At 41.5% G+C, this 26340-nt stretch carries 25 protein-coding genes and 1 riboswitch; of the genes, 8 read left to right on the top strand and 17 right to left on the bottom strand.

What is annotated here, in order from left to right; all coding sequences use genetic code 11:
* Positions 1-89 precede the first annotated feature (89 nt).
* Entirely contained in the window at positions 90-431 is a 342-nt protein-coding gene (locus ABC357_RS23730; protein ID WP_412889969.1) for a hypothetical protein, read from the top strand.
* A 268-nt stretch (positions 432-699) separates the two neighbouring features.
* Here the strand turns inward: ABC357_RS23730 and ade are convergent, their stop codons facing one another.
* Together ade and ABC357_RS23720 are read right to left on the bottom strand one after the other, a co-directional pair.
* On the bottom strand, positions 700-2406 hold the full coding sequence (ade, locus tag ABC357_RS23725; RefSeq protein ID WP_412889968.1) for an adenine deaminase: 1707 nt from the start codon (positions 2404-2406) through the stop codon (positions 700-702).
* A 113-nt stretch (positions 2407-2519) separates the two neighbouring features.
* Positions 2520-2621: riboswitch (purine riboswitch) on the bottom strand.
* A 120-nt stretch (positions 2622-2741) separates the two neighbouring features.
* A complete protein-coding gene (locus ABC357_RS23720) occupies positions 2742-3146 on the bottom strand; it encodes a DUF1259 domain-containing protein (protein WP_412889967.1) in 405 nt (134 codons plus the stop codon).
* 155 nt (positions 3147-3301) lie between these two features.
* Here ABC357_RS23720 and ABC357_RS23715 point away from each other — a divergent pair, with 155 nt between their 5' ends.
* Positions 3302-3859 (top strand): hypothetical protein, encoded by a 558-nt coding sequence (locus ABC357_RS23715; RefSeq protein WP_412889966.1) that lies wholly within the window; start codon positions 3302-3304, stop codon positions 3857-3859.
* Between the two features lie 37 nt (positions 3860-3896).
* Here the strand turns inward: ABC357_RS23715 and ABC357_RS23710 are convergent, their stop codons facing one another.
* Positions 3897-4721: a hypothetical protein gene (locus ABC357_RS23710; protein ID WP_412889965.1), complete on the bottom strand. Its 825-nt coding sequence runs from the start codon at positions 4719-4721 to the stop codon at positions 3897-3899.
* 198 nt (positions 4722-4919) lie between these two features.
* On the opposite strand from ABC357_RS23710, the gene ABC357_RS23705 reads away from it, so the two are divergent.
* Positions 4920-6143: an ATP-binding protein gene (locus tag ABC357_RS23705; RefSeq protein ID WP_412889964.1), complete on the top strand. Its 1224-nt coding sequence runs from the start codon at positions 4920-4922 to the stop codon at positions 6141-6143.
* Positions 6144-6176: 33 nt separating this feature from the next.
* On the opposite strand, the gene ABC357_RS23700 is transcribed toward ABC357_RS23705, so the two are convergent.
* From ABC357_RS23700 to ABC357_RS23670, 7 genes are all read right to left on the bottom strand, one after another.
* Positions 6177-8117, bottom strand: a complete 1941-nt coding sequence (locus tag ABC357_RS23700; protein WP_412889963.1) for a GTP-binding protein — start codon at positions 8115-8117, stop codon at positions 6177-6179.
* Between the two features lie 214 nt (positions 8118-8331).
* Complete coding sequence (locus ABC357_RS23695) at positions 8332-8853, bottom strand: YehS family protein (RefSeq protein ID WP_412889962.1); 522 nt, start codon at positions 8851-8853, stop codon at positions 8332-8334.
* Between the two features lie 12 nt (positions 8854-8865).
* Positions 8866-10254, bottom strand: coding sequence for a 23S rRNA (uracil(1939)-C(5))-methyltransferase RlmD (gene rlmD, locus ABC357_RS23690; RefSeq protein WP_412889961.1), 1389 nt, complete (start codon positions 10252-10254; stop codon positions 8866-8868).
* Entirely contained in the window at positions 10251-11138 is an 888-nt protein-coding gene (locus ABC357_RS23685) for a DNA-3-methyladenine glycosylase family protein (protein WP_412889960.1), read from the bottom strand. The genes rlmD and ABC357_RS23685 overlap by 4 nt, the downstream gene beginning before the upstream one ends.
* 101 nt (positions 11139-11239) lie before the next feature.
* Positions 11240-12034, bottom strand: a complete 795-nt coding sequence (gene pdaA, locus ABC357_RS23680; RefSeq protein ID WP_412889959.1) for a delta-lactam-biosynthetic de-N-acetylase — start codon at positions 12032-12034, stop codon at positions 11240-11242.
* A 122-nt stretch (positions 12035-12156) separates the two neighbouring features.
* Positions 12157-13701, bottom strand: a complete 1545-nt coding sequence (locus ABC357_RS23675) for a fumarate hydratase (protein ID WP_412889958.1) — start codon at positions 13699-13701, stop codon at positions 12157-12159.
* Positions 13702-13948: 247 nt separating this feature from the next.
* Positions 13949-14128, bottom strand: coding sequence for an SE1561 family protein (locus ABC357_RS23670; protein WP_412889957.1), 180 nt, complete (start codon positions 14126-14128; stop codon positions 13949-13951).
* Between the two features lie 221 nt (positions 14129-14349).
* Between ABC357_RS23670 and yfkAB the strand changes: the two genes are divergently transcribed.
* Positions 14350-15480, top strand: a complete 1131-nt coding sequence (yfkAB, locus tag ABC357_RS23665; protein WP_412889956.1) for a radical SAM/CxCxxxxC motif protein YfkAB — start codon at positions 14350-14352, stop codon at positions 15478-15480.
* 252 nt (positions 15481-15732) lie between these two features.
* On the opposite strand, the gene ABC357_RS23660 is transcribed toward yfkAB, so the two are convergent.
* Positions 15733-16542, bottom strand: coding sequence for a YfkD famly protein (locus ABC357_RS23660; protein ID WP_412889955.1), 810 nt, complete (start codon positions 16540-16542; stop codon positions 15733-15735).
* A 634-nt stretch (positions 16543-17176) separates the two neighbouring features.
* Between ABC357_RS23660 and ABC357_RS23655 the strand changes: the two genes are divergently transcribed.
* A complete protein-coding gene (locus tag ABC357_RS23655) occupies positions 17177-18349 on the top strand; it encodes an MFS transporter (RefSeq protein WP_412889954.1) in 1173 nt (390 codons plus the stop codon).
* A 39-nt stretch (positions 18350-18388) separates the two neighbouring features.
* On the opposite strand, the gene ABC357_RS23650 is transcribed toward ABC357_RS23655, so the two are convergent.
* From ABC357_RS23650 to ABC357_RS23640, 3 genes are read right to left on the bottom strand one after another with little or no spacing between them, the layout of a single operon-like run.
* Complete coding sequence (locus ABC357_RS23650; RefSeq protein ID WP_412890114.1) at positions 18389-19204, bottom strand: YihY/virulence factor BrkB family protein; 816 nt, start codon at positions 19202-19204, stop codon at positions 18389-18391.
* A 30-nt stretch (positions 19205-19234) separates the two neighbouring features.
* Positions 19235-19609: a YtxH domain-containing protein gene (locus tag ABC357_RS23645; protein ID WP_412889953.1), complete on the bottom strand. Its 375-nt coding sequence runs from the start codon at positions 19607-19609 to the stop codon at positions 19235-19237.
* A 56-nt stretch (positions 19610-19665) separates the two neighbouring features.
* Positions 19666-20139 (bottom strand): low molecular weight protein-tyrosine-phosphatase, encoded by a 474-nt coding sequence (locus ABC357_RS23640; RefSeq protein WP_412889952.1) that lies wholly within the window; start codon positions 20137-20139, stop codon positions 19666-19668.
* Between the two features lie 221 nt (positions 20140-20360).
* Between ABC357_RS23640 and ABC357_RS23635 the strand changes: the two genes are divergently transcribed.
* Positions 20361-20585 (top strand): DUF1128 domain-containing protein, encoded by a 225-nt coding sequence (locus tag ABC357_RS23635; RefSeq protein WP_412889951.1) that lies wholly within the window; start codon positions 20361-20363, stop codon positions 20583-20585.
* Between the two features lie 71 nt (positions 20586-20656).
* Here ABC357_RS23635 and ABC357_RS23630 read toward each other — a convergent pair whose 3' ends face one another.
* Entirely contained in the window at positions 20657-21703 is a 1047-nt protein-coding gene (locus tag ABC357_RS23630) for an HD-GYP domain-containing protein (RefSeq protein WP_412889950.1), read from the bottom strand.
* Between the two features lie 214 nt (positions 21704-21917).
* Here ABC357_RS23630 and ABC357_RS23625 point away from each other — a divergent pair, with 214 nt between their 5' ends.
* Together ABC357_RS23625 and ABC357_RS23620 are read left to right on the top strand one after the other, a co-directional pair.
* A complete protein-coding gene (locus tag ABC357_RS23625; protein ID WP_412890113.1) occupies positions 21918-23609 on the top strand; it encodes a methyl-accepting chemotaxis protein in 1692 nt (563 codons plus the stop codon).
* Positions 23610-23700: 91 nt separating this feature from the next.
* Entirely contained in the window at positions 23701-24099 is a 399-nt protein-coding gene (locus ABC357_RS23620; RefSeq protein WP_412889949.1) for a thiol-disulfide oxidoreductase DCC family protein, read from the top strand.
* A gap of 457 nt (positions 24100-24556) precedes the next feature.
* Here ABC357_RS23620 and motB read toward each other — a convergent pair whose 3' ends face one another.
* Both motB and motA read right to left on the bottom strand, forming a co-directional pair.
* Entirely contained in the window at positions 24557-25324 is a 768-nt protein-coding gene (motB, locus tag ABC357_RS23615) for a flagellar motor protein MotB (RefSeq protein ID WP_412889948.1), read from the bottom strand.
* Positions 25317-26108: a flagellar motor stator protein MotA gene (motA, locus tag ABC357_RS23610; RefSeq protein ID WP_412889947.1), complete on the bottom strand. Its 792-nt coding sequence runs from the start codon at positions 26106-26108 to the stop codon at positions 25317-25319. The genes motB and motA overlap by 8 nt, the downstream gene beginning before the upstream one ends.
* Between the last annotated feature and the right edge of the window lie 232 nt (positions 26109-26340).

The raw sequence follows: 26340 nt of genomic DNA, 5'->3' as shown, positions 1-26340 counted from the left end.
TAATTAGAAAAAAGCGAAACTTCAGTTTGTTATAACCGTATAATAATTATGGATGAATTATTATACAACTTGAGAGGTGGACTATTCTTATGTTTAAAAAAAATGATTTAACCACTTACGAAGTACATAATCCAAATGAATTATTAACAGGCTTAGAATCAAAATATGATTATATACTCATTAAAGGCGATTACTTCAAAGAAGTTAGAAAGAAAATGGATACGCATCTGTCAGAGAAAGAACGCTTAGGAATGGAATTGGGAAGCGCAGGTGTATTAACACCTCTTGTTTATGCAATTGATGCAGTTATAGATGTATTTAGTAGCACAGATAAAATGGATAAAAAAATAGATAAAAAGCTGAATTTATATAAAATCATAAAGATTACTGATGAGGATTTACTGCTAGGTTTGAAACAGTTAGATTATTAGAATTTACATTTATAGATAGTTATTTGATACTATTATGCAAATATACGATCTTCAACTAGCGCGAGCTTTAGTAGAAGTCCATGGCTGTCATTGAAACAAAGGGACCACACCTATTAAACATGTCTAATAGGTGTGGTCCCTTTTATCAACTCTGTTGCTCTTATCTAACATATATATAAGAAAAATGCTAATTCAATTGTTATTTTCATTGATCTTTCAGATATTCCCTCTAAAAATGGAACCCGGGTAGCATAAAGCAGGCCGCCTTTTATAGACTTACATCAACAAATTGAAAGGTATCCACATCAAACAATCCTTGGTTTGTCAATTTCAATGAAGGAATAACCGGCAATGCCAAAAAGGATAACGTTAATAGCGGAGAAAATTGTGTCGTGATTCCCAATCTTGATAAGGAAGTCAATAAATCACTGTAATTATCATTCAATTCTGCCGGAGTGACGGTTGTCATTAAACCGCCAATCGGCAATGATAAAGATGATAGAACGCCCCCGTCACAAGCTATAGATATACCTCCGCCAATCCGTTCCAACTCACGGATAGCCGTATCCATATCATGGTCATTTGTACCGATGCAAATAATATTATGGGAATCATGGGCTATCGTCGTTGCAATTGCTCCCTGCTGCAGCTGGAATCCCTTAACTATTCCCACTCCGACAGAACCTGTCCCCTTATGCCGCTCAATAACAGCGATCTTGACAGTATCGCCAGCAGTGTCTGTTACAAATAAGCCGTTTTCTACTTTAATATTTGCCACAGCATTTTTTGTCACTATGGAATTCGGGATGACTTCAATTACCCTTGCCTTGCTGCTCTTCATAGGCAAAGACAGAAGCTCTTGGTTATATTTTCCTAGCTTCACTGTATTTTCGAACTTCCCGCCTTTTTGGACAGAAGGTTGGGAATCATACTTTTCCCCTCCGACCCAGACAGAATCAACCTCAAACGAATCGATCTCTTTCAAAAGAATAAAATCCGCGTCATAGCCAGGTGCAATCGCCCCTTTCCCTTTCAATCCATAGCATTGTGCTGCATTGAAGGAAGCCATTCTCATAATGGAAAAAAGGTCGATCCCTTGCTTCAGGCATTCTCTTACATGGAAATCGACACTGCCTTCTTCCAGCAGATCATCTATATGTTTATCATCTGTACAAAATAACAATCGATGTGATATTTCCTTAGAATAGCCCTTCAATAAATCATGTAAATTACGTGCCGCCGATCCCTCGCGCAACATTACATACATACCTCTTCGGACTCTCTCTATCATTTCCTCAGATTGAATGCATTCATGGTCCGTTGTAATGCCGGCAGTCAAATAAGCATTTATATCTTTTCCGCCTAAACCGGCACCGTGGCCGTCTATGGGTACGCCTGCATTCCGGGCTCCTTCAAGCTTTTCCATCATATCGGGCCGAGCTGATAAAACAGCAGGGAAATCCATCACTTCTGCAAGCCCCAAAACCTGCTCTTCTTGATAAAATGGCTCAAGATCCTTAGCTTCCAATGTAGCGCCGTTATCTTCAAAAGAAGTGGCTGGCACACAAGAAGGCAGTTGATAGCGGTAATTCAACATGCATCCTTTGCTATCATCCAACATCCATTTAATGCCTTCCACTCCAGTGACATTTGCAATCTCATGAGGGTCTGTAACAATGGTAGTGATGCCGCGCGGAAGGACAGCATGCTGAAATTGCGATGGTGAAAGCATACTTGATTCAATATGCACATGTGCATCAATTAATCCTGGAACCATTGTATAGGCTGAACCATCTATTTCACGTTTGCCATTATACTCTCCAATTCCGACAAAAATGCCATCATGTATAGCGACATCGCCTTTTTCAAATTCATCGGTGAAGACATTCACTATATTTACATTTTTAATGACTAGATCAGGCAGGATTTCATTGCGTGCTGCCTTAATTTGATTTGTTAAGTTTGGGATATTCATTATATCTTCCTCCTAGATGATTGCTGGCAAGGAAGAATAGTAATAGGGAGAGGCTTCCCTATGTCAAAGGTTGGCTGAATACAGCACTTTAATCCACCTGGCGATGGCAAAATGCTGTTTCCTACTATTCTCGTAGCCGAACTATATTACGGTAGTTTGTAGAGACTTTTGGACCATATTTCCAAAATTATACGAGTCTATATCTATTTAATTAGTTTTTACGAAATCACGATGTTTTACCGTTTCAAGCATTGTAACAACGACTCAGAAGTGAGTCAATGAAAAGATGCCAGGAGATTTATAGTCGGAAAATACTGAATAAACGATATTCATTTCTATTCCAATGGAGAGCGTAAAAACGTAAAGGCATTGGCCATTTTTCTGGCAAATTGCAGGGGCGGCTCCACTGATTGAATATGGACATATATAATGACCGGATCCGTAAACAGCCAATGGTTATGAACTGCACTGACAATGAGACCTTGCTGTAAGACGGATAATAAAAATGGAGGCACTTCTTCCTGAAGGAGGGCCGCCTCAGCCAAATTCAAGGCATTCCCCTGTTGATCCAATGACTCAAACAGCACATCGACCGGCAGTACGGAGTGTGATTGTTTGCCCTGCATATAGGCCGGAAAGCTCCTTTGAAAATGCACAGAACATCCCCCATCGCTTTTCTGCTCACTTTTTCCGTTTAAAATATGGCCGAACTTCAGGCAAATATCTTGATAATCACGCATATAAACTCCCCCTTCACGAAATATCCCACCTTTATGGCCCTTCATTTTATATTATATGTTAGGCTCTGCACGTTCATATCTATCAAAAAAAGGCTTTATATTTGTACCAAACATTATATAATGGAATATATTTACATATAATAGGAGGAATTTAATTGTATAGAAATTACGAAACCAAACATATCTTTATGACTATAGGTTTCTGTATCGCTCTTCTATGTCCATTCATCATTATGCTTGCCCCACATATTGTGGCAGAAACTCTTCATTCCAATCAAAATTTATGGATTGTACAGGCGCCCTCCGTCAATTACTACTTATATGCCATCGGTTTCCTGCTGCTGATCGCATCCTGCCTGCTTCTCTATTTCATGGATGCCCGTAAAAATGCCATCTTGCCCAGTGTCATCTGTACTCTGCTCAGTGTGATCCCCTTCTATATTGCTGCACAATCCTATAAATCGCTCTCCGAAGAATCTATTTCTTTTAGAAATGCCTATTCATTGAGTGACCGGAATTATACCTGGGATCAAGTCAAATCAATCACCCATTACGTAGGAAATGAAGGCGACTCATCTGAATTTACATTTTTATTTCAGGATGGACAGTCAATGGAGCTATCCGAAAATGGCTATACCGACCAAATCCTGGGTCAATTTTATTCCCTTTGCCGTACCTATAACCTGAAAATTAAGCAAATCAATAAGTCATAAAAAAACAAGGCGGCCATACGGAGGGCCGTCTTGCTTTTTATCCTATCTGGTCAACCCACTTTTGCTCTTCTACGTCAGACCGATTTATTTGTTGCTTGCTGTCGCTGTTATCCGCTGCTAGTTTCTTATATCCATGTGCTTCGGAACTATGCGTCTTAGGCTTCTCCGCCAGGTCTGCAGCTGCGGGTTTTAATTGCCTATTGCTTTCCTGCATCGTTTCATACAGTTTCTTGCCCGTTTCTTCAATATGCTTATTTAACTGGTGCAATTGCTTACGCTTTAAAGAAGCAGGCTGTCCTGATAGGGACCTCGCTTCATCAATAGCTATCTCATTAGCCAAAATATGTGCTGTTCTGCCCATGCTGTTTTTTTGTACAGACAATTGCTCCATGGCAGTTACTCTGCCAGTAATTGAAGTCATTTTTTGGAATTGCTGCATCTGGCTTTCACTTTCAGTTGCTTCCTCATTTTGTCCCTCATTCTTCAGCTCTTTTGATTTCTCTCCTTCCAGCTTCCGCTGGCGGTCATCTAACATCTGCTGAGAAATTTGGTCATCAATTGTTTGGAGCTGTTCCTCGATCTCCTTTAATTGGTCCTTTACTGCTGAAAGGCCCCCCTGACCGGCAGTTGCTTTATCCATCAAACTGTTTTTACGGTCAAGCAGTTTTTCCCGCTGTTTCATTAAGGAATCAATCATGGAATTGCTCTTCGTTTGCCCATCTTTTGCAAACAGTGCTCTTGCCCCTTCACTAATTGTTGCAGAATCCCTTTTTTCTTGTTTATCCACCCGCTGCTGGTTCTCCATCTTAATAGGTGTATATAACCCTTTTCTTTGCACAGAGCCGATGCTTGAAATATTCATCTTCTCCCCCCTTTTTTTATACGCAATGAACATGTTTCTTTCACTTATTATATCGGGCAGGATGAAATGAATTAAAGGCACTCTTTCGCTCTGTCCATTTCGCTACAGCTTAACACGATTGAAATCCATTTTTTCATTTACAAACGCTATGATACATATTACTATTTAACTACCAAATTATATATTTTCAGGAGAATTATGATAAAAAATTATCAATATTACCAGAAGCAGCATCATTTTATCCTAAAGAGCTTTATGGCAATCATCTCTTTGTTACTTGTAATTGGTATCTCTGTTTCACCAATCAGCTGGAAAAACAACACCTTTGAGATGGCCTTGCAGGTTTTCCTAATCACTTGTATCCTTATCTCCTTATTTTTTTACATCAAAAAAGATAAACAAGGTTTCAAAAGCCTGTTCATCTTTTTTATTACTGTCTATTTATACGCAAAGTTTTGGACCTTTCCAGAAACCGCTATCATGATGTGCCTGTTTGCCATGGCTCCGTTAATCCCAATTTTTCTGTTCGATAAAATCAGCTTTTATATCATCGTTTCTATCAATACAATTCTCGGCCCATTCTTTATCTACATTATTTCGCAAACATCTTTAAAGAAAACCTATGATTATGTAGCCCAAGATGCATTTGGGAATACTTTGAATTTCATAGCCATACAGATTATCCTGATTTTTGTTTTCCTCGGCACGTCCAATAGGATGGCGGCGACCAAAGCCTTTCAAAAAGAACTGCAGCAAGCCAAACAATTGAACAGCATCGGACAACTGGCCGCAACAATCGCACATGAAATACGGAATCCCATTACAGTTGTCAAAGGCTTCGCCCAATTATTGGACCAAGAAAAGAAACTTAATGAAACGGACCGATTTTATGTAAAGACCATGCTGACAGAACTTGAGCATACGCAATTGATCATTAATGATTATTTGTCGCTGGCCAAACCCCAAACAGAAAATTCGCAAGTGATTGAGTTGAATATCGAAATCCGGAAAGCAGTCGATCTCCTTTCGAGCTACGCCAATCACCAAAACATCGGCATCGAATTGCAGACTTCCATCCCATTACACGTAAAAATGAATCCAGGAGAATTGAAGCAAGTTCTAGTCAATATCCTTAAAAACGGCATAGAAGCTATGCAAAAAGCAGGCTTTATTTATGTGGTAGCCGGGCAAGCCCAAGAGATGGCTTTTATTAAAATTTCCGATACAGGAGTCGGCATGAGCAAAGCCCAATTGGAGCAGATCGGTACGCCCTTCTACTCATTGAAGGATATCGGGACCGGCATTGGCTTGACGGTATGTTACAGTATCATTCAAAAGTACAACGGAAAAATAACAGTAGAAAGTAAACGTAATGAAGGAACAACTTTTATTATATACATACCGTTACATATGAAGGGATAGGTGCAAAAAAAGAGAGAGGTATTCCTCTCTCTCTTACAATGCATGCATTTCTTCTTTTGCTTGATCCCAAGGCACTGTATAAGCCTGCCCCTTTGAACAAAAAATGGAGGAGGATTGGTATTCGGGATCGCTATTTTTATCATAACCAATACGCACCTTCACTTCCTCCGGATTATGGCAAGGGCCATACCCTCCAAAGACCAGCTGAATAACGCCGGTCCCTTGAGTGAATGAAGCCAGTTCGGAACTGTACTTCATAAAAGTCGCCACAGGGGCCTTTCCTGCCAAAACAGCTCTATTTCCCTCCGTTTGTGGGGGATTGAATGAACCGTGTGCTGCTTGGATATCTGCCATCACTCTGCCTATTTGGTCCAACTCCACTTTGATTTTAAAATCGTAGAAGGGTTCCAGAAGAATATTGCTTGCCTGTTCAAGCCCTTGCCTGAATGCCCTGTATGCGGCTTCCTTAAAATCGCCGCCGGATGTATGTTTGACATGGGCCCTACCCGTCAATAGCGTGATTTTCAAGTCCGTAACAGCAGAACCCGTCAATATACCCCGGTGTTCCTTTTCCAATAGATGCTTTCTGATCAAGTTTTGATTTCCGGCACTTAAATCATTGGCATGGCATACATTTTCAAACACAATGCCGCTGTCTCTCTCGCCCGGTTCCAATTGTAAATGGACTTCAGCGTAATGGCCAAGCGGCTCAAAGTGCCCATATCCATACACTTCCTTCTCTATCGTTTCCTTGTATACAATCGTGGGCTCTTCAAAAGATACATCAAAATGAAACCGGTCAGGAATGATTTGCTTCAGGATTTCAAGCTGCATGACACCCATTACATGTATATGTATTTCCTGGACTGTTTCATCCCATGTGACATGTAAGGAAGGATCTTCATCGTTCAGTATATAGAAGGATCGCAAAGCGTCTTTGATATGGATGGAGGAATGAATATTGACTTTTGATTTCAAGGCAGGCACCAGTTCATAACGGAGTTGTTCCTGCAATCCGCCCAGCCCCTTGCCAACAGCTGCTGCAGAAAGGCCAATCAACGCTACCAGCTCGCCAGCACCGGCGCTCTTCACTTGTTCAAAAGAATGCCCATTATATTTCCGTAAGCCCGTTATTTTTTCCGTGCAATCTCCATATTGGATTTCATCCCTGACATTGACTGTTCCGCCAAGTATTTTAATGAATGTCAATCTTGTCCCTTTCTCATCGTGGCGGATTTTGTAGACACGGGCGGAAAAAGGATCTGCTTTAGAGTAGCTTGTCTTGGTTAAGGCATTGAACTTTTCAAGAAACTCAACAACTCCAATATCTTTAAGTGCAGATCCGCTGCAGGCAGGGAAAATTCGGCATTCCCGGACCATTTCAATCATCTTATCGAGCCATATCTCTTTACTGTAGCCTTCATCCATATATCGGTCGAGCAACTGTTCATCCCTTTCCGCGATAAACTCTGCCAGCTCTTCACTCATTGTTTCTTCTTTAAAGGAAGATGTGATATTGCATATGTCATCTGTCAATTCTCTCTGCATTTCTTCAAGTACTTTTTCCGCGTCAGCTCCCGCTTGGTCTGTTTTATTCAAAAAGAAAAACGTCGGGATGCTGTGTTTCCGGAGCAAATGCCAAACTGTTTCTGTATGGCCGCGGATTCCTTCCACCGCAGAAACAATGACAATCGCATAATCCAATACTTGAATAGAACGTTCCATTTCAGGAGAGAAATCTACATGGCCCGGATTATCAATTAAATAATAGGTCGAATCCTGATAATCCATTATCCCCTGCTCGGCAAAAACCGTAATCCCCCTTTGCCTTTCGATTTCATGGCAATCCAGGAAAGCATCTTTATGGTCGACCCTGCCCCGCTTTTTAATGCTATCCGTATGATAAAGCAATTGCTCTGAAAACGTGGTCTTCCCGGCATCCACATGGGCCAATATACCGATTGTTTTATTCAAAGAAACGCCCTCCCCGCTCTTTTAAATCTAAAGAGCATTATACCGATTTTTCAATAGTGAAGCCAGTCGGCAAAGCTCGGAGCCTCATAAAACCTATGGAAAGTGCCTTTTCAATCCCCCCTTGAGCTTCCTCTCTTTTCAACTTAAAAAAAGCCTGAAGAGATGGGTTTCCCCTTCTCCTCAAGCCTATCTCTAAACAACTATTTTAATTGCCTTATCCCCGGTACCTCATAGCCAACCCTTTTAAGAAATTACGAGCATATCGATCTCCACATGGAACATAATGCTTATGTCCTTCTTTTCTAAAGATAGCACTCAATTCGCTATTTGAAAGGATTACGCCCACTTCGTCAAGAATATCTAAAATGTCATCACTTGTTAATGATAAAGCTATTTTTAATTTCTTAAACACTACATTGTTCACACTACTATTATGCTTTATCGTAATTGCAGGTCTTTCAGGCTGCCCTGGTTTTGGCTCTTGTCTTCCCCTTTTGAAGATAATAAGTCCATTTAGAAAAGACTCTAGCATGACATTACTACAAATAACGTAGTCCTCATCCATCTCATCGACTTCATCATCGTAGTAACTATCTGGTGTTTTGGTAAGTAGCTCACGTAGTTCTTCTCTCGTTACCTCAACATCACCCAGTTTAAAGATTTTAATCATATCCACATCTTTTATATCCAGTGCATACCTGATCCGTATTAATAGATCGTTATTATTCATATCCATCTAAACTATCTCCTAATTACCTTGTTTTAAAACAATTTTAGCCACGCACTCCACATGAGCAGTCTGCGGGAACATATCCACAGGCTGGATGTATTCCACCTTATATTGCTTGCCGAGCTGCTGGATGTCTTTAGCCAATGTGGATGGATTGCAGGATACATACACAATCCGTTTCGGCTTGACCTTTACGATTGTCTGCAGCAAAGCATGGTCGCAGCCGCTTCTTGGCGGATCAACAACAATGACATCCGGCTTCCAGCCTTCCTTCAGCCAGCTCGGCAGGACATTCTCTGCCTTTCCTGCCGCAAACTTTACATTGTCCTTGCCATGCCGTTTGGCGTTTTCCCTTGCATCGTTGATGGACGCCTTAATGACATCCATCCCACGCACTTCCTTAGCCTGATCGGATAGCCAGAGGCCGATTGTCCCCACTCCGCAATAAGCGTCGACGACATTTTCTTTGCCCGTCAAAGCAGCCGCTTTCTTCGCTTCATCATACAGTTTCACCGTCTGGATCGGATTCAGCTGGAAAAAGGTTCTTGCCGACAATTCATATGATAGCTCGCCAAGTGTTTCTTTAATACTATTTGCTCCTGCCAATGGGGTTGTTTGTTCACCAAAAACAAGGGACGTGTCGGCTCTGTTGATATTTTGGACAAAAGACTTCACTTCAGGGTGCTTATCCATGACTATATCAATCAGCTGCTGCCTTTTCGGCAATTCTTTTTTAGCCGTCACAAGGACAACTTGCACTTCATTCGTCGCAAATCCTGCCCGGACAATAATCGTGCGGACAATCCCTGTTTTCTTCTTCTCATTATAAATAGGTATTTCAAGCTTTTGCAGCGCTTCTTTAACTGTCAATGTAATGTCATTGCATGCGGGATGCTGGACGATACACTCAGGAATATCAATCAGGTTATGGGAATTGGCCCCATAAAGGCCGGCAATGACCTTATCTCCTTTTGTTCCTACTTGGAATTGGCTTTTGTTCCGGTAATTCCAAGGATCCTCCATGCCGATCGTATCCCGTATTTCTAATTGATCCACACTGTGCCGCATATAACGTTCGAAAGCCTGTCTTACAATATCGCGTTTTTCCTTCAGCTGCTGGCTATAGGCCAAATGCTGTATTTGGCAGCCTCCGCACTGTTCGTACACTGGGCAAGGGGCTTTCACGCGATGCGGTGAAGCCTTCCTAATTTTCTTTACCTTCGCTTCCGCAAACTTAGGGTGGATTTTTACAGCTTCAGCCACAATTTCTTCTCCAGGAAGCGCTCCAGGCACAAAAACGACACCTCTTTTGAAATAGCCGACACCTTCTCCGTTTATTCCCAATCGCTTAATCGTCAAGGGAAATGTCTGCCCCAATTTCAAGGCTATATCTTGTTGTTTGTTCATTTCTTTTTTTCACTCCGTTTTTCTACGCTTCTCCATAAATAGAGGGCTGCGTAGCTTGAATAAGGATGGTATGCTTCCATCCATAAAGCCATTTCATCCATCGTCGGCTTTTGCTCCAACTTCATGATTTGTTTCAATGCATTTTGAATGCCGATATCCGCCTTCGGGAATATATTCAACCGGCCAAGGCCAAACAGCAGAAAACTTTCTGCCGTCCATTTGCCTATCCCTCTGACTCGGGTCAAAGCAGCCATCACCTCTTCATCGCTAGCACTCTTTAATGGCTGGAGATCCAATCTCCCTGACACAATTTCCTGCGATAATCCGATGATATATTCAGCCTTGCGTCCGCTGAATTGCAACTCTCTCAATTGGTCCACAGTCAGCTCTGAGACTGTCTCCGGAGTTGGATAAAACCATGCGCCCTCCTGTTGAAATCCGAACGTTTTCACGAATCGTTCGGTTAGGACATATGCAAATGCAAGATTGAGCTGCTGGTGAATGATGCTCTTGGCCAGATTGCTGAAGTAATCAAAGTCTAATAGTAACGCTGTTCCATAATGGTCGTCAAACAAAGGTTTTAATGGGGTACTCTGAAAATGCTCATGTATCGCATTCAACGGCCGATTCCAGCCAAATATTTCCGTTATTCTCCGAATCGCTTCTTCCTTACTGTCTTCTTGGCTTCCGGTCAAAATAAAGGAGGGTTCGCCAGTGGTGCCAGATGCCTGGACAGTGATGACCTGTGGCCCATTCTCCAAATTTAATGGAACTTTTACCATTCGATTCTCGATGTCCACTGCCTGAAGAGGATCGATGGAGAGACGATCCAATACACCTTCAAAAAAATACGGCCCCTCTGTTGAAACATGTTCAATCCACATACATACGTTCCCCCTTCCATCTTTTATGTATTATAGCATGTTTGCATGGCGTATCTAAAATAGAGGGCAAAAAAAGAAGACCTTCATCATATGAAGATCTTTTAAAAGAAACTGCCTTTCAATTCATGTTTCATTACTAAATAGTCCAAACTTTTAAATGAATACCCCTTCTTTTTCAAATCAATGATCACCCGCTCCAAGGCATCGGCATTATCCTTTGAAATGGAATGGATCAGCATAATAGCCCCAGGATGGACTTGGCTCATGATTTGTTGATAGGCATAATCAGCTCCTTTTTGGTTTTTCACGTCCCAATCTTTATAGGCCAGTGACCAAAATACATTTACATATCCGGCTTTATTGGTTATTTCCAACGTTCTTTCACTGAATATCCCACGAGGAGGCCTCAGGTAAAGCATGCTTTTCTGCCCTGTCAGCTCTGCCGTCTTTCGTTTGACTGAATCTAATTCCTCAAGCATTTTGGATTTGCCAAGCGTGGTCATATCAGGATGGCTCCATGAATGGTTGCCGATCAGATGCCCTTCCTTTACCATTCGTTTAGAAAGGTCTGGGGCAGATTTTAGATAATGGCCGGTTACAAAGAAAATAGCCGGCACTTTTTGTTTTTTTAACGTTTCCAAAATCTTTGATGTGTAGCCATTTTCGTATCCGTTATCAAATGTAAGATACAAAACCTTTTCTTTTGCGTCGCCTTTATAAAAGGCGCCATGCTTTTTCACAATGAGGTTCAGATCTTTCCCTGCATCTGCCGGGATGCCGCCTTTACTTTTCACAATTCCCCAGCCATATGGCTTATTCGATACTTCCGCAAGAACTGTGTGGGCGAGGGACAAACTGCATAAAATTGAAAATAGAAGCAACACTATTTTTTTCATATTGACTTTTCCCTTCTTTCTTCATCATTCATTATTATTCGAAGAGAAAGGAAAAACATGATAGGTAATTTCAAGAAACAAAAGAAGCTGCACCGAAAGGCACAGCTTCAATTAGGGATTGATTAAAATACACGTTCTTTGAACTTAGCCAGTCTTTCAAGAGAAGATTGGTCTATATCTTTATGGAGGCTGTTTCCGTGTGAATCCATTGTGACCACAGCTTTAAACCCTTCCACTCTTAAATGCCACATAGCTTCAGGAATTCCGAAGTTCATCAGGTCAACACCTTCTACCTTTTTGATACAGTCCGCATAATATTGGGCTGCGCCGCCAATCGCATTCAAATATACGCCGCCATGCTCGCCAAGTGCGGCAAGTGTTTTGGCACCCATACCACCTTTGCCGATAACAGCGCGGATGCCAAATTTTTTCATAATATCACCTTGGTATGGCTCTTCACGGATACTTGTTGTCGGACCGGCAGCTTTCACATGCCATTCGCCTTCATCATCCTTCAGCATAACAGGTCCGCAATGGTAAATAACCTGGCCATTCAAATCGACAGGCGCATCATGATCGCTTAAATACTTATGGATCGCATCGCGGCCTGTATACATCATACCGTTGATTTTGACCACATCCCCAACTTTCAGTGATCTGATTTGCTCTTCTGTAATGGGCGCTTGCAGTATGATTTCTTGGGAAGCTTCTTCCATTGCCGCAGCTGATTCTTTTTCCCCTTCAGATATCAATGAAACTTTATCTCCTTCTTGATAAAGCCATTCATTGATTTCACCGGTTTCTGCATCCATTTTGATGCCCAAGCGGCGGAAGGCCCAACAATTATAGGCAACTGATACAAAGAAACTTGCAGGTATGCGATGCATCACGCCGGCTTTACAGCCAAGCAAGGTTGTTTCCCCGCCGAATCCCATTGTACCAATCCCCAATTCATTGGCATGCTCCATGACATATTCCTCCAATTTGCGGAGGTCTTCGTTTTCGTTTACATCATCGGCGCTTCTGAATAATTGTGCTTTAGCCAAGTCATAGCCGGATGAGCGGTCGCCGCCGATACCTACTCCGATAAATCCGGCACTGCAGCCTTGCCCCTGCGCCTGGTAAACAGAATGCATCACACATTTGCGGATGCCGTCCAAATCACGGCCCGCTCTGCCTAAGCCCTCAAGCTCGCAAGGAAGGCTATATTGAATATTTTTATTTTCACAGCCGCCGCCCTTTAAAATAAGCCGTGCGTCTATATAATCTTTTTCCCATTGGTCAAATTTAATGACAGGCAAGCCTATGCCCAGATTATCCCCACTGTTTCCCCCTGTCAGTGAATCCACAGCATTCGGGCGGAGTTTTCCGTCCTTTGTCGCTTGTTGGATCGCTTTATAGATTGCATCCTTTATCTCCAGCTGATTGACTCCGACCGGTGTTTTAATTTTAAATGTCGGAAGGCCTGTATCCTGGCAAATTGGTGAAATAGCATCGTCAGCCATTTGAATATTCTCGGCAATTGTTGCCAAGCTCATTGCAGAACGGGTTCCTGCTATCTCTTTTTCCTTTGCCTTCTTCAATGCCCGTCTTACATCCTTAGGCAAGTTCGTGCTTGTCTCAACAATTAATTGATACATACTTTCTTGAAGTTTCTCTACGTTCATCCCATTTCCCCCTCATGTATGGACCGTAACTATCCTTCCAGGCATTCCTTCTGATTATTCAGATCATTCGCCGCACAAGGAAGCCTTATTGTTTCTAAACTGTTCCATTTCCTTTTATCACCCATCCATTATACTCCTTGGTCCCTCTTTGGAAAAGTATAAACAGCAAGCGTTTACACATTTTCCAGCCATAATAAAAGAAGCAGGCAAAAAGAAAAAGCCCTCGGCAAACTGCCCGGGCTCCATATTAACGGCTTTTGAATTGCTCAACCTTTACTTCCAGTTCATCAAGGAATTCAATCAGGCGGTCTACATCCTCTAAGTCCGCATCCTCGGGATCGATTGTATCCAGCACCTCAATGAACATTGTTAAGCGCTGCTTCAAAAAATTCATTTGGTCATCTTTATTTAAAATTGGTTTTCCCATTATATATGAGCTCCTTTCTAACATTCGGCAAGAAGTAAATAATATTGCAGTATATTCATTTTCTACTAAAAACATTGGAATTTCAATGTAAATATTCATAATCAGTATGTTTACCGTGCAAAAAAGATACTGTAATATTTGTTTTAATATGTTTTCCCTTTCATATACTCACAATGAGTGTAAAGCATAAGGGAAGCTATTGATGAACAAGGAGAATGAATATGACCACAAAATCCCGTACACCCATTTCCATACTATTTGATCCGTGGGAAGCCTATAATGACATTGAAGAATACGGCGTTCCCAAATTAACGAATATTGAGTTCACAACGACCACTCTTTGCAATATGAGATGTGAGCATTGTGCAGTCGGCTATACTTTGTCACCGAAAGATGAAGAAGCTCTCCCGCTCGACCTATTGCTGAAACGCCTTGATGAGGTAACAGAATTGAAAGCATTGAGCATCACAGGAGGGGAGCCGATGCTCAACCGTAAAAGCGTTAAAAACTATGTGGTGCCTCTTTTAAAGTATGCCCACGAACGCGGGATCCGAACCCAAATGAACTCCAATTTAACGGTCTCATTAGGAGAATACGACACGGTTATTCCGTACCTTGATGTACTGCATATCTCACACAATTGGGGCACAGTCGATCAATTCATCGATAATGGATTCGCCATGATGAACAGACAGCCTTCCAGAGGGCAACGTGCAAAATTATTCGACCGTATAATTGAAAACAGCCGCGAATTATCAAAACAAGGTGTGTTCATCTCAGCTGAAACAATGATCAACAACCGTACCTTGCCGCATTTAGCCCATATACATGAAGAAATCGTCCACGATATGAAATGCAGCCGGCATGAAGTCCATCCCATGTACCCAAGCGATTTTGCAAGCAGTCTGAAATCTGTCTCATTGGAGGAAACCCGGAAGGCCATCCATCACTTGTTAGATATTCGCGACCAGGATACTTGGATGCTATTCGGCACATTGCCATTTTATCCTTGCAGCTCAAATCCTGAAGATACCACCTTACTGGAAAGACTTTACAGCAGCAAGAATGTCACTGTACGAAACGATCCTGACGGCCGCTCAAGGCTGAATATCAACATCTTCAATGGAGATGTCATCGTAACAGATTTCGGTGACGCACCTCCTCTCGGAAACATAAAAGGCCACACGTTACAGCAGGCCTATGAAAACTGGAATGCCACCGACCTGGCCAATACATTGAATTGCCATTGCCCAGCTGTCAAATGCCTAGGCCCGAATGTATTAGTGAAAAACGCCTATTACCCAGACGAAAACTTCAAACAAAAAAAAGCAAACAAACAATTATGTAGGTAAGACGAAAAGCGGAAGCGGCTTGGTCAGGCCCGACAAGCTTAAGACGAGAATTGCTCAAAGGCCGAATTTTGCCTTTGACTATTCTTGGCTTAAGACCTCGAGGGCTTAGCCGCTGCAGCTAGACAAAACGAAAAGCGGAAGCAGCTTGGTCAGGCCCGACAAGCTTAAGACGAGGGGCTGGCGCTTGCAGCTAGACAATAAAAAGCCGGAAAATGCATGGGCTAATGCATTTCCGGCTTTTTATAATGTAGATTATCTCGGGCGATTGGTGGATATGAAGCCAAATGAAAGGTGGTCCTGAACAGGAATCCATGCCCCTATTCCCTGCGAAGTAACATTTTTAACGACAAGGGTTTTCCTGTTTCCTTTTAGCACCAAGTAAACTTCACCATAAGTTACTTTTCCTTTTTCATTGATTGCGCTTGCATACGTGTATAAATACCCCAGATTTTTCGGTGGAACATTATATATACGTTCATTTTTTGTGCCGGCACCAACAATCGTATCAAATGATAGCGGCAATTTTGTCTTCTTTGCGGCCTTGAGAAGCATCATCTTTTGTACATCTTCTGCCTGGGGCACTTTAGCAGTAAGACCTCCTCGTACTGTCTTTTGCATTTCTTGCACATAATGCATCGGGTATATCGTTTCAGAACCCCGATTATCATGAAAATTAGTATTTATTTTTTGAAATTCCCAATTAGGCGCTGTTTCTGCAGATTCATAAACCAATGCCCAGTGGCCCAAATAAATGGTCGCCCGATACCCCAGTGCAAATGGAGCTTTAGAAATAGTGGATTCGTTTAATATGCGGATAAGTTCAGGATTCTCAATTTTAACATTTGAAGAAGATATCAATGTCTTCGTTAATGCGCTTGGCTGCAAATAAGGGAGATCCTGGCTTGGGTTTGGGTACGTATTTTCTTTTGCAATTTGCAGTACCGTACTTGGGATTTTAACAGCGGCTTGCCGATTTTGGGCTTGTATTTCTGCAGCAGAGCTGTAGCTTGGAATAAATGCTAAGCAAAGCACTATGATTAAAGTTGTCACTAATCGTTTCATACATTCTGGCTCCTTCTTTCAGGGCTGAAAGTTTTATTTTGATTTTAGAATTTGCTTATTAGATTCTTTCTATACGGACTTTCGGCAATATGATTTTAAATCGCCGTAAGCTTCCTATGCAGTTTTTTTCATGGCAGCTGATTATGATGAATGTAATAATTTTGTAAAATTTATATTATTTACTTTTTTATTTTACAGCGGTATAATAGCCTTAATCTTCAATAAAGGAGGGAAGCGTTCAAACCACCTGAAGCTGTCAACGTTAAGGAGGAATGCGTATAAGTAAATATGTAGCTCATACTTACACTCCTAAAATCAAAAATAGAAAGTGGTGAACATTCCTACAAGTATTCGTTTAGTTCAGACGTTAATTAAGGTTGTTTATCAAAAAGTAGCCAAAGCGATCAGTTCAGTATCGATACTATTTGTTGGATTAGAATATGCAAGATAGTTTAATAAAAAACCCATAATGAAGGTTCTGCAAATCAGCTGTTATGCAGAACCTTCATTTTATTTTGCCTATGTAAGCCCTCCCCATACCACTTTCTCCTACTCAATGATCTTTCCTTGCAGAAAATGAACATCACCAGTAACATGAATCTTATACATCTCTCAAAAAAGGACAACGACGCCTATGGAAAAAACACAATTTCGTTTTTGGATCCTCGTTTGCATTGTTGCTATATCCGGTTTGTCGCAAGGAATGCTTATGCCACTGATTGCCATTATATTTGAAAGTGACGGTGTCAGCTCCACTCTTAATGGGTTGAACGCTGCAGGCTTATATATCGGCATCCTTCTTGCCTCACCGATGATGGAGGCTCCGTTGCGGAAATTCGGTTATAAGCCGCTGCTGATTGCGGGTGCAGGTACGGTCGCAATCGCATTTGCTTTATTCCCGGTTTGGAAATCTTTTTGGTTTTGGTTTATTCTCCGATTAATTATCGGCATCGGGGATAACATGCTTCATTTTTCCACCCAAACATGGATTACATCTTTTTCTCCATTACATAAACGGGGGCGCAATGTTGCTATTTATGGGCTTTTTTTCAGCCTCGGCTTTGCGATCGGGCCTCTCTTTTCCAGATTGGTCCAATATAGTGAGGCTTTGCCCTTTATCATTTCTTCCGGCATTACGTTGATAGCGTGGCTTTCGATTTTTCTGCTGAAAAATGAAAAACCGGAACAAATGATTGAAACTGCGAGTGTAAAGGGAACTTTTTCGCGGTTCCAGCACGTATTTAAATATGCCTGGGTCGCTTTTTTGCCGCCTCTCGGCTACGGCTTCTTGGAAGCATCACTAAACGGCAATTTCCCAGTGTTTGCCCTTCGTAATGGAATGGATATTAACACTGTCAGTATTTTGCTTCCTTCTTTCGCCCTCGGAAGCATTCTGTTTCAGTTGCCGCTCGGCATGTTCAGCGACCGGTTCGGAAGAAAGAAGATGCTTCTTGCCATAATGCTGACAGGCGCAATTATCTTTCTTATCGCCGGAACCATACAGCATTCAGTGATAGGGTTGCTCGCCTGCTTATTTACGGCAGGTATGGTCGTCGGATCGACTTATTCGCTCGGCATCAGTTACATGGCTGATCTCCTGCCGAACAATCTGCTTCCGGCCGGCAATATTATGTGCAGTGTATTCTTCAGCTTCGGCAGCATGATCGGTCCTTATATAGGAGGGAATGTCATCCAGCATTTCTCAAAGGGGTTCTTCTTCATGTTCACGGCTATGCTTGTATTGATTTTTATCGCTCTCCTAGCATTCCGGCAGAAGCCTCTTTCAGCACTCGATAAAGCATCTTAAAATAGAGAAAGGAGGCACCTTCCGGTTAGCCTCCTTTCTCTATTTTTCACGCCACATTGCATTTATTTCCGCTCCAAGAATAATGATATAGGCCAAAATATAAAACCAGAGCATCAATACAATGATTCCTCCGATACTTCCATAGGTCGTTGAATAATTTGAGAAATTATTCACATAAAATGAAAATCCCAATGAAACAACACTCCATCCAACAGTTGCGAACAGAGCTCCCCTCATCACTACACGGTTATCCATTTTGACTACAGGAAATACCCAATAAAGAAGGGAAAAAACACAAAATAAGATAAAAATGCTCAATATCCATCTTATGGCATCCCACATATGCAGGAACTGCTTATCGTACCCGAGCAAATCAAAGATAAACAAGCCGATTTGCTTCCCGAAGACAGGCAGCAGCAGCGCAATGATAAAGATAAAAATCATAGCTACAGTCAAAACGAGCGCTATGGCTCGAACTATTAAATATGTACGGTCATCATAAATATCATATGCTTTATTAAATGCCTTCACCATGCCATTCATTGCATTAGAAGCTGACCAGAGCGTTCCGATAATTCCTAAAGAAAGCAGTTTTCCGCTTCCCTCCATGATATTCTCGATATGCCCCTCTAACAACTGCAGAGAATCTTCTGGCACATAAGCAGCTAAGTAAGTAATAATATCACTTTCTTTTATAGGCAAATAAGGAAGTAAAGTCGCCAACACGATTAAAAGGGGAAATAAGGACAATAGAAAGAAAAAGGCAAGCGAGGCAGCAATGCCTGAAACATCATGGTCTTTCATTCGAATCAGCATTGTACGGACAAGCCTCGTTAGTTGATTTGCGATTGACATATTCAAGGCAGCACCTCACTCGTTTGCATTTTATAAGACAGGCTCTTTATTCTCCTTCTCGGAATCCGTAAACACTTCTTTAGTTTCCATTACTGTATCCACAATGTCAGGAGCCATTTCCTTGAATTCTTCCACCTTGCCGGTTATGAATGCTACATCCTCTGTAATACTTTCAATGGAAGAACGGATTTGATTGGATTTTTCCTTTACATTTTCCACAAACCGCTCTGGATTTTGAATAAGTTCCTTTGTGTTCTGATAGCTTTTTTTGCCGCACTCGATCGTTGCCTCTCGTGTATGCTTGTCCAGCATGGCTACCGCTGCTCCTGCCAAGGCGCCCAGCAATATACCTTTCCACAGTTTGCTCTTCTTACCTTCATTGTATGAATTCCGGACATCATTCATGTATAAGAACCCTCTTTCTTTTTATTTTGGATTGCATTAAGCCTTTTTCTGTTTCTTTACGAAAGGGAATGGTCTTTCTTAATCATCGCTAATAAAGCTTCGCACCCTTTATCTATACGCTGTGCCACCTCTTCAAAATTACCGGTATAATAAGGATCCGGCACATCCCTTGTTTTGGCCTGTTCGACTAAATCAAGCAAGCGCAACACCTTTGATTGTGTCTTTTCAGGAGCCAACCGATTAATATTTCCTATATTGCTGGCATCCATACCGATAATATATTCGAATTCACTGAAATCTGCAGGCTTAAGTTGCCTTGCTTCCATTCCTTCATAGCTGATTCCTTTGCTATCCAAGAGCTGTCTTGTGCCCTGATGGGGCGGATGGCCGACATGCCAATCTCCTGTTCCCGCGGAATCTATGCGAATCTCCTTTTCCAAACCTTCCCTTTTCACAACATCGCGAAACATAGCTTCAGCCATAGGCGATCGGCAGATATTTCCTAAACAAACAAATAAAACGTTAATCACTTATTACACTCCCCATTCACAATCTAACACGCGTATCCTTTTATGCCACTTACAATCTATCTTAGTATATTTTTTAATAATTACCTATCTTTTTCAACCATTTTTATAGCGCTTTTCCAACAGTTTATTTGTTTCAATCCCCTTATAGCTCCGTTAATGCGTTGACAGGCTCTTGCAAGTATGGAAATATGGTAAGAAGTTAAGGAGAAAGGGAGATTGCAATGGATCTGACGGTAAACAAACCGGAACATGTTGACTATATGGTGGAGAAAATAAAAGAAAAGCTGCGAATGATGAATATAGGGGCGGTAAAATCGGAGCATTTCAACCACGATATGTATGAGGAATTGTTGGATTTGTATGAAATGGTCATGAAAAAACAATCCTTCAGTCCAAGTGAAATGGAAGCAATTGCAGCAGAATTGGGCAGCTTGAAGAAATCCTAAAAATAGAGTAAAAAGATGCTTTACTTGCTTCCAGCTTATAATAAAGGACTTTCCCTAGCGGAAAGTCCTTTTTATGTATGTCGGTTCTGGCGATCATCTTGGTTCAATTCCTTCATATACGTATTCAATATCTTTTCCTGTTCAACCATCACTTTCGTAATAATGATGGATGGACTGTCCACGAGCGCTATCTCCTTATTATTATGAAGAATACGGATATGCGGGCGCTGGACATTTTTATTGATTTTTGTAACAATAGCCTCTTCCTTCGTATTCAGCTTCACTCTCGTACCTGGCGGATAAAAAGGGACTTCCTGAACGAACAGCTTCACAAGTTCAGCATTGAACCAAGTACCGCTCTTGGTCATGATATACTCCAATGCGATATGAGGAGGATAAAAATGGTCTGAAAGCAAGTGGTCATAAAGATCGGCAATCGCACATATCTGCGCAAATTCATGGATCAAGTCTGCCTTAAGCCCTCTGGGCGTTCCGCTTCCATCCTCATGTTCATGGTGCTGAAAAGCGACATGGGCCGCAACTAAGCTTACCTCCTGCATATTCCTTAAGTAATTGAAGCCTCTCACGGCATGGCTTTCGGATTCATCTCCCAGCACCTTACCGATATCATGCAATAATCCTCCCAAGGCAAGGTCTCTCACCTTCACTCGGTTATACCCTTTCTTTTTCCCTAACTGTATTGATAAAAGAGCCACGTTTACCGAATGGGCATATAAATGGACTTCCTCGGAAAGAAAAGTGACAGGGATTAAAACAATCGCCCCTCTGTTGTATACTTCATCCACTAGTTTATTGGCTGTTTGCTGTAATTGCCGAAGCGGAAATTCTTCTTTCCGGCGCACTTTTCCAAACACCTTCTCCATCTGTGTGATGCAATCTATCCAAGTTGGCATATCGACCATTTCTTCCATAGTAATTCCTTGAGAAATAGCATCTTCGACAAAAATATATTGAAAATTGAGCTTCTTAAGCTTTTCTACAAAGATTGGATGAATAGCACGGCCTTCTGCCAATAACACCCGATGATATTTATCGTAAATAGGCTTTGCCAATTCCATAGTGGCTTGTTCATAATCTTGCAGCCTGATTAATCTCATGCAGTCTCCCCCCAATCAGTTTGCCTATGTAAAACTTTATAGGAATACAAACAAGATTAAAGAGGATAAATGCTCTATTTTCCCTTCTTCATATTTTCCTTTCCCAGCGACTAAATACCCATTAAAATTCATTTTTAACTTCAAAAATATTCCTAATAAGCCGATAAATCAATAGGTATCATTTTTTCTAAAAAGGGAGGCAATTCATTTGAAAATGGTCCGCCGCTTAAAAATTTCATCAAAATTCAATATCCTTGTGATTACTGCCTTGATATTCCTGGCATTCGTTTTAGGCCTGTCCGTTATATGGAAAGTGGACACAGCCATCCGAAGCAACGGCTTGGAGAAAGTAAAGACAGATTTGCCCTTAAGCTACCAGGCTTTCGATTCACAATACCCCGGAGACTGGAAAGAGGAAAATGGAAAATTATACAAAGGCAACGCCTTAATTACAGAGGCTATGGTGAATAGGATTGGTAAGCTTTCCAATGATGATGTAACCATCTATTTAAAAGACGTGGCACTTGCTTCCACGATAAAAGACAACAAAAAGGCAGGGACGGGATCAATCGCCGATAAAGAGGTGGCTAAAGAGACGCTGCAAAAAGGGAAAACCTACTTTGGAAATGTCAAAATAGACGGTATCCAGTACCAATCCGGTTATTTGCCGATCCGCAATAGCTCTGCCAGCGTAATCGGAATGTGGCATATCAGCGCAAAACAGACAATGGTCGATGATGTCATTACCAGCATTTTCATTGTCATTTGCATCAGTTCTATACTCTTGATCGTCCTATCCTTTTTTATCGTTTGGTTCTTCACCCATACACTCAAAAAAAGGCTCAGCCTAATCTCTTCAGCTTTAGATAAAGCGGGCAATGGAGATTTTTCAATGGAAGTTATCGACCATAATGGCGATGAAATCGGCCAATTAGCAGGCAGTTATATGAAAATGCGCGATAAGCTAAGTAAATTGATCATGACCATTAAGAATAACTCTGAGATGGTGGCCGCATCGGCTGAACAATTGAATGCCAGCTCTGAAGAAACAAGCAGAGCAACCGATTCTATCGCTCATTCCATTCAGGAAGTGGCATCAGCAGGAGATTCCCAAAACGATTTCGTCAACACGCTTGAACAGACAAGCACAAATGTCATGCAAAATATCCATCATATTTCTACCGTTGCTTCGAACATTTTAAAATCATCCAGTGATAATGCAGCAGAAGCCCAAAACGGCGGCGAAATGATGAATAAGACCATGCAGCAGGTAAATATCATTAATGAAACAACCAAGGACACCGCAGAATTGATGAATCGCCTTGGCGAGCATTCCAAAGAAATCGACAGTATTATAAATATCATCACAGACATTGCCGAACAGACAAATTTGCTGGCACTGAATGCAGCAATTGAAGCTGCCCGTGCAGGTGAACACGGCCGTGGCTTCGCCGTCGTAGCGGATGAAGTGAGAAAATTGGCGGAACAATCCAACCAATCCGCCAACCAGATACGCTTACTGATTTCCGACATCCAGTTGGGCATTACAGAATCCATCACATCCATGGACGACGGACGCCAGGCAATTATTGACGGCCTTGATCTTGCAGCAGTTGCTCAAGCATCATTAATTGCCATTTCTGAATCTGCAAAGGATATGCACACTAAAGTATCCACTGTTACGGTATCGATCAATGAAATTCAAAAAGGGACGGAAGAGATGGACCACGTCATTCAATCGACTGTCGATCTCATCCAAAATACATCAAGCCTGACACAAACAGTTGCCGCTTCCGCTGAGGAACAGAACGCTGCAATGGTCGAAGTTGCTGAATCGGCACACTCACTCAGCATGTTATCCGAGGAACTGGCAGATATTATCAATGGTTTCAAACTGGCAGAGTAACAAGCCGATTCATATATATAAGGATAAGAAAGTGGTAAACTATCCTTATAGCCATTTACAGGCAATTCTTTTATAGGAAGAGGTGCCCTTTATGCTGAACAAAGCAATCGTATTATTCGATGGTGATTGCCATGTGTGCAATACAAGCGTCCAATTTATCCTAAAAAGAGATCCGAATGACTTTTTTCGTTTCGCCTCTCTTCAAAGTAACATTGGGCAGCGCCTGTTAAAGGAGCACCATCTGCCTGAACAAATTGAAAGTTTAGTATTAATCGACCAAGGAATTGCCTATACACAATCCGATGCGGTCTTTCGTATCTGCCGCCATCTGAAGGGTATATGGAAAGGAGCTTACACAGGTATATTCATCCCCCGGGGTATTCGGAATGTACTCTATCAATTTATTGCACGTAACCGTTATCTTTTTGGAAAAAAACCTGTATCCTGTCCCATCCCTACAGAGAGAGAAAAAAAGGCAATGCTCTCTTGACCATATAGAGGAAAAAGGCATGAATGTATTTGACATTCATGCCTTTTTCCTCTGCTACGCCCATCTATATACAACTAAACCCGCATGCAATTCTTGTCGAACAATTCCCCTTTATATTTGTTACCAAAATATGTATTTTATATCTGCCATCCAATATACTATTCATACAGTAGTGAAACCCTTCCGAGTGCTTTAAATAAGGAGGTATAAAGTTGACCATCCTTCATGTGTTAAATTACTCAATCCCCATTATTTGCATGGCTGGAATCGGCTTCTTTCTGGACCACCTTTGTAAGCCATCTCCAAACTCAAACAATGATGCAAGCGACTAACCCTTAATGGCACAATTGCCATACAAGTCCACCTAATAATTCCCCACTTTTACCATAATGATTCCATTATGGTCTTTTTTATTTTTACATGAACAAAATCAAAAAATCTGCCTATTCAGCAGATTTTATTGATTTAATTCTGTTCTTGGAGAAATTAAAATTTCTACCCGTCTATTTTTTGCCCTGCCTTCAGCTGTTCCATTCGAAGCGACTGGTTGAAACTCACCATATCCTTTCGCACTGAACCATTCAGGTGCCAGCTTATCATTCTCCAGCAAAACTTTCATAAAGTTGACCGCCCTCATAACACTCAGATCCCAGTTGGAGCTGTATTTAGAGTTGGAAATAGGCACATTATCCGTATATCCGCTTATCATGATGCTTCGTGGGGGATCCATTACCATCAATTTAGCTATTTCCTGTGCAATGGTTTTATCCTCAGGACGGACGTCCGCACTTCCCGATGTGAATAATACATTATCCCGTATAGTCACTAATAATCCTTCACTTGAAAGCGAAGTCCCCAATTGCTGTGTCAATTGGTTGCTTTCAATATATTGGTTCACCTTTTGCTGAAGCTCGGACAGTTGCTCCTTATCCTTCTCTCCAAGCCCGCCTTTTCCATCTTTGTCCTGATCTATAGCGCTGCTCTTCTCTTTGCCAGTAGTCGGATTTGTTTCCACAGGGCTCTGATATTGGAAGAAACCCGTTCCGGCAGCAAAAACATCATTAAATGCTTTGGAAAGCTGCTTGAACTTAGAAGCATCGACTGAACTCATCGAAAACAAGACGATAAACAGGGCCAACAGCAAAGTTAGTATATCTGCGTAAGGAATAAGCCAGGATTCACTGATATGCTCCTCTTGGCGCTTTTTCTTCTTCTTTCTAGGCATCCTGCTTCACTTCGCCTTCAAGCCATTTTTTCCGATCGGTTGCCGGAAGATAGGACGTCAGCTTTTGTTCGATTGTTCTTGGTGCCTCTCCTTCTATAATAGAAAGAATGCCTTCAATCATCATGTTTTTGATAGCCACTTCCTGCATGGATTTCCGCTTTAATTTATTGGCAAAAGGATGCCATAAAACATATCCGGTGAAGATCCCCATCAGGGTTGCAACAAAGGCAGCCGAAATGGCCTTACTCAATTCTTCAATTTTATCCATATGGGACAGGGCGGCAATCAAGCCGATAACTGCCCCTAAAACTCCGAGTGTGGGTGCGTATGTACCAGCCTGCGAAAAAATAGCTGCTCCTGATTGATGGCGTTCCTCCATCGCATCTATTTCTTCGGTCAATATATCTCTTATATAATCTGCACTTTGTCCCTCCACTGCCAGGTTTAAGCCATTGCGGAGAAAAGGATCATCCACGCTTTCTGAAATGCCTTCAAGAGCAAGCAGGCCTTCTTTTCGGGCAATAACAGCCCATTCCGAAAACGTTTTGATTAATTCTTCTTGCTTGGTCACTTTCTTTTCTGTAAACAAAATCCGAAACAGCTTGGGTATTCGTTTGATTTCATTTGTAGGGAATGCAATCGTCACTGCGGCAATTGTCCCAACAATAATAATTAAAATAGCAGCAGGATTCAGTAGAGCTGTGATGCTGACTCCTTTAAGCACCATACCTACCCCAACAGCAAGAATCCCTAATATAACACCTATGATGGATGTTTTATCCATGAAACTCACCCGACTTCATATAATTTCTTTTCTACCATTCTTATCGGTAGGAATGAAGAATCGATGAGCGTTTTTATGCAACTTTTATTGCCTTTGACAAAAAACTGGACATAAGCAGGCCTTTTGTAACAAAAAGCAAGATACTCTTTTTTATAAAAAAAGGACTATTTATCCAATAAAAAAAGACTCATTTCTATTAAATAAAAAATAGTCTTCATCAGTCTGCCTTGTT

Source organism: Bacillus kalamii, from assembly GCF_047238185.1.
In the GTDB taxonomy this organism is placed as follows: Bacteria; Bacillota; Bacilli; order Bacillales; family DSM-1321; genus Bacillus_AD.
The sequence above is the reverse complement of the archived record's forward strand: the minus strand, read 5'-3'. Positions and strand labels throughout refer to the sequence as shown.

Excerpts from the sequence above, each read along its gene's own strand:
- ABC357_RS23705 (WP_412889964.1), top strand. The coding sequence starts at position 4,920 with ATGATAAAAAATTATCAATATTACCAGAAGCAGCATCATTTTATCCTA.
- ABC357_RS23670 (WP_412889957.1), bottom strand. The coding sequence starts at position 14,128 with ATGGGAAAACCAATTTTAAATAAAGATGACCAAATGAATTTTTTGAAG.
- ABC357_RS23645 (WP_412889953.1), bottom strand. The coding sequence starts at position 19,609 with ATGAATGATGTCCGGAATTCATACAATGAAGGTAAGAAGAGCAAACTG.
- ABC357_RS23675 (WP_412889958.1), bottom strand. The coding sequence starts at position 13,701 with ATGAACGTAGAGAAACTTCAAGAAAGTATGTATCAATTAATTGTTGAG.
- ABC357_RS23620 (WP_412889949.1), top strand. The coding sequence starts at position 23,701 with ATGCTGAACAAAGCAATCGTATTATTCGATGGTGATTGCCATGTGTGC.
- pdaA (WP_412889959.1), bottom strand. The coding sequence starts at position 12,034 with ATGAAAAAAATAGTGTTGCTTCTATTTTCAATTTTATGCAGTTTGTCC.
- rlmD (WP_412889961.1), bottom strand. The coding sequence starts at position 10,254 with ATGAACAAACAACAAGATATAGCCTTGAAATTGGGGCAGACATTTCCC.
- ABC357_RS23650 (WP_412890114.1), bottom strand. The coding sequence starts at position 19,204 with ATGTCAATCGCAAATCAACTAACGAGGCTTGTCCGTACAATGCTGATT.
- motB (WP_412889948.1), bottom strand. The coding sequence starts at position 25,324 with ATGCCTAGAAAGAAGAAGAAAAAGCGCCAAGAGGAGCATATCAGTGAA.
- ABC357_RS23720 (WP_412889967.1), bottom strand. The coding sequence starts at position 3,146 with ATGCGTGATTATCAAGATATTTGCCTGAAGTTCGGCCATATTTTAAAC.
- ABC357_RS23710 (WP_412889965.1), bottom strand. The coding sequence starts at position 4,721 with ATGAATATTTCAAGCATCGGCTCTGTGCAAAGAAAAGGGTTATATACA.
- yfkAB (WP_412889956.1), top strand. The coding sequence starts at position 14,350 with ATGACCACAAAATCCCGTACACCCATTTCCATACTATTTGATCCGTGG.
- ABC357_RS23660 (WP_412889955.1), bottom strand. The coding sequence starts at position 16,542 with ATGAAACGATTAGTGACAACTTTAATCATAGTGCTTTGCTTAGCATTT.
- ABC357_RS23730 (WP_412889969.1), top strand. The coding sequence starts at position 90 with ATGTTTAAAAAAAATGATTTAACCACTTACGAAGTACATAATCCAAAT.
- ABC357_RS23630 (WP_412889950.1), bottom strand. The coding sequence starts at position 21,703 with ATGAGATTAATCAGGCTGCAAGATTATGAACAAGCCACTATGGAATTG.
- ABC357_RS23695 (WP_412889962.1), bottom strand. The coding sequence starts at position 8,853 with ATGGATATGAATAATAACGATCTATTAATACGGATCAGGTATGCACTG.
- ABC357_RS23655 (WP_412889954.1), top strand. The coding sequence starts at position 17,177 with ATGGAAAAAACACAATTTCGTTTTTGGATCCTCGTTTGCATTGTTGCT.
- ABC357_RS23685 (WP_412889960.1), bottom strand. The coding sequence starts at position 11,138 with ATGTGGATTGAACATGTTTCAACAGAGGGGCCGTATTTTTTTGAAGGT.
- ade (WP_412889968.1), bottom strand. The coding sequence starts at position 2,406 with ATGAATATCCCAAACTTAACAAATCAAATTAAGGCAGCACGCAATGAA.
- ABC357_RS23625 (WP_412890113.1), top strand. The coding sequence starts at position 21,918 with ATGGTCCGCCGCTTAAAAATTTCATCAAAATTCAATATCCTTGTGATT.
- motA (WP_412889947.1), bottom strand. The coding sequence starts at position 26,108 with ATGGATAAAACATCCATCATAGGTGTTATATTAGGGATTCTTGCTGTT.
- ABC357_RS23635 (WP_412889951.1), top strand. The coding sequence starts at position 20,361 with ATGGATCTGACGGTAAACAAACCGGAACATGTTGACTATATGGTGGAG.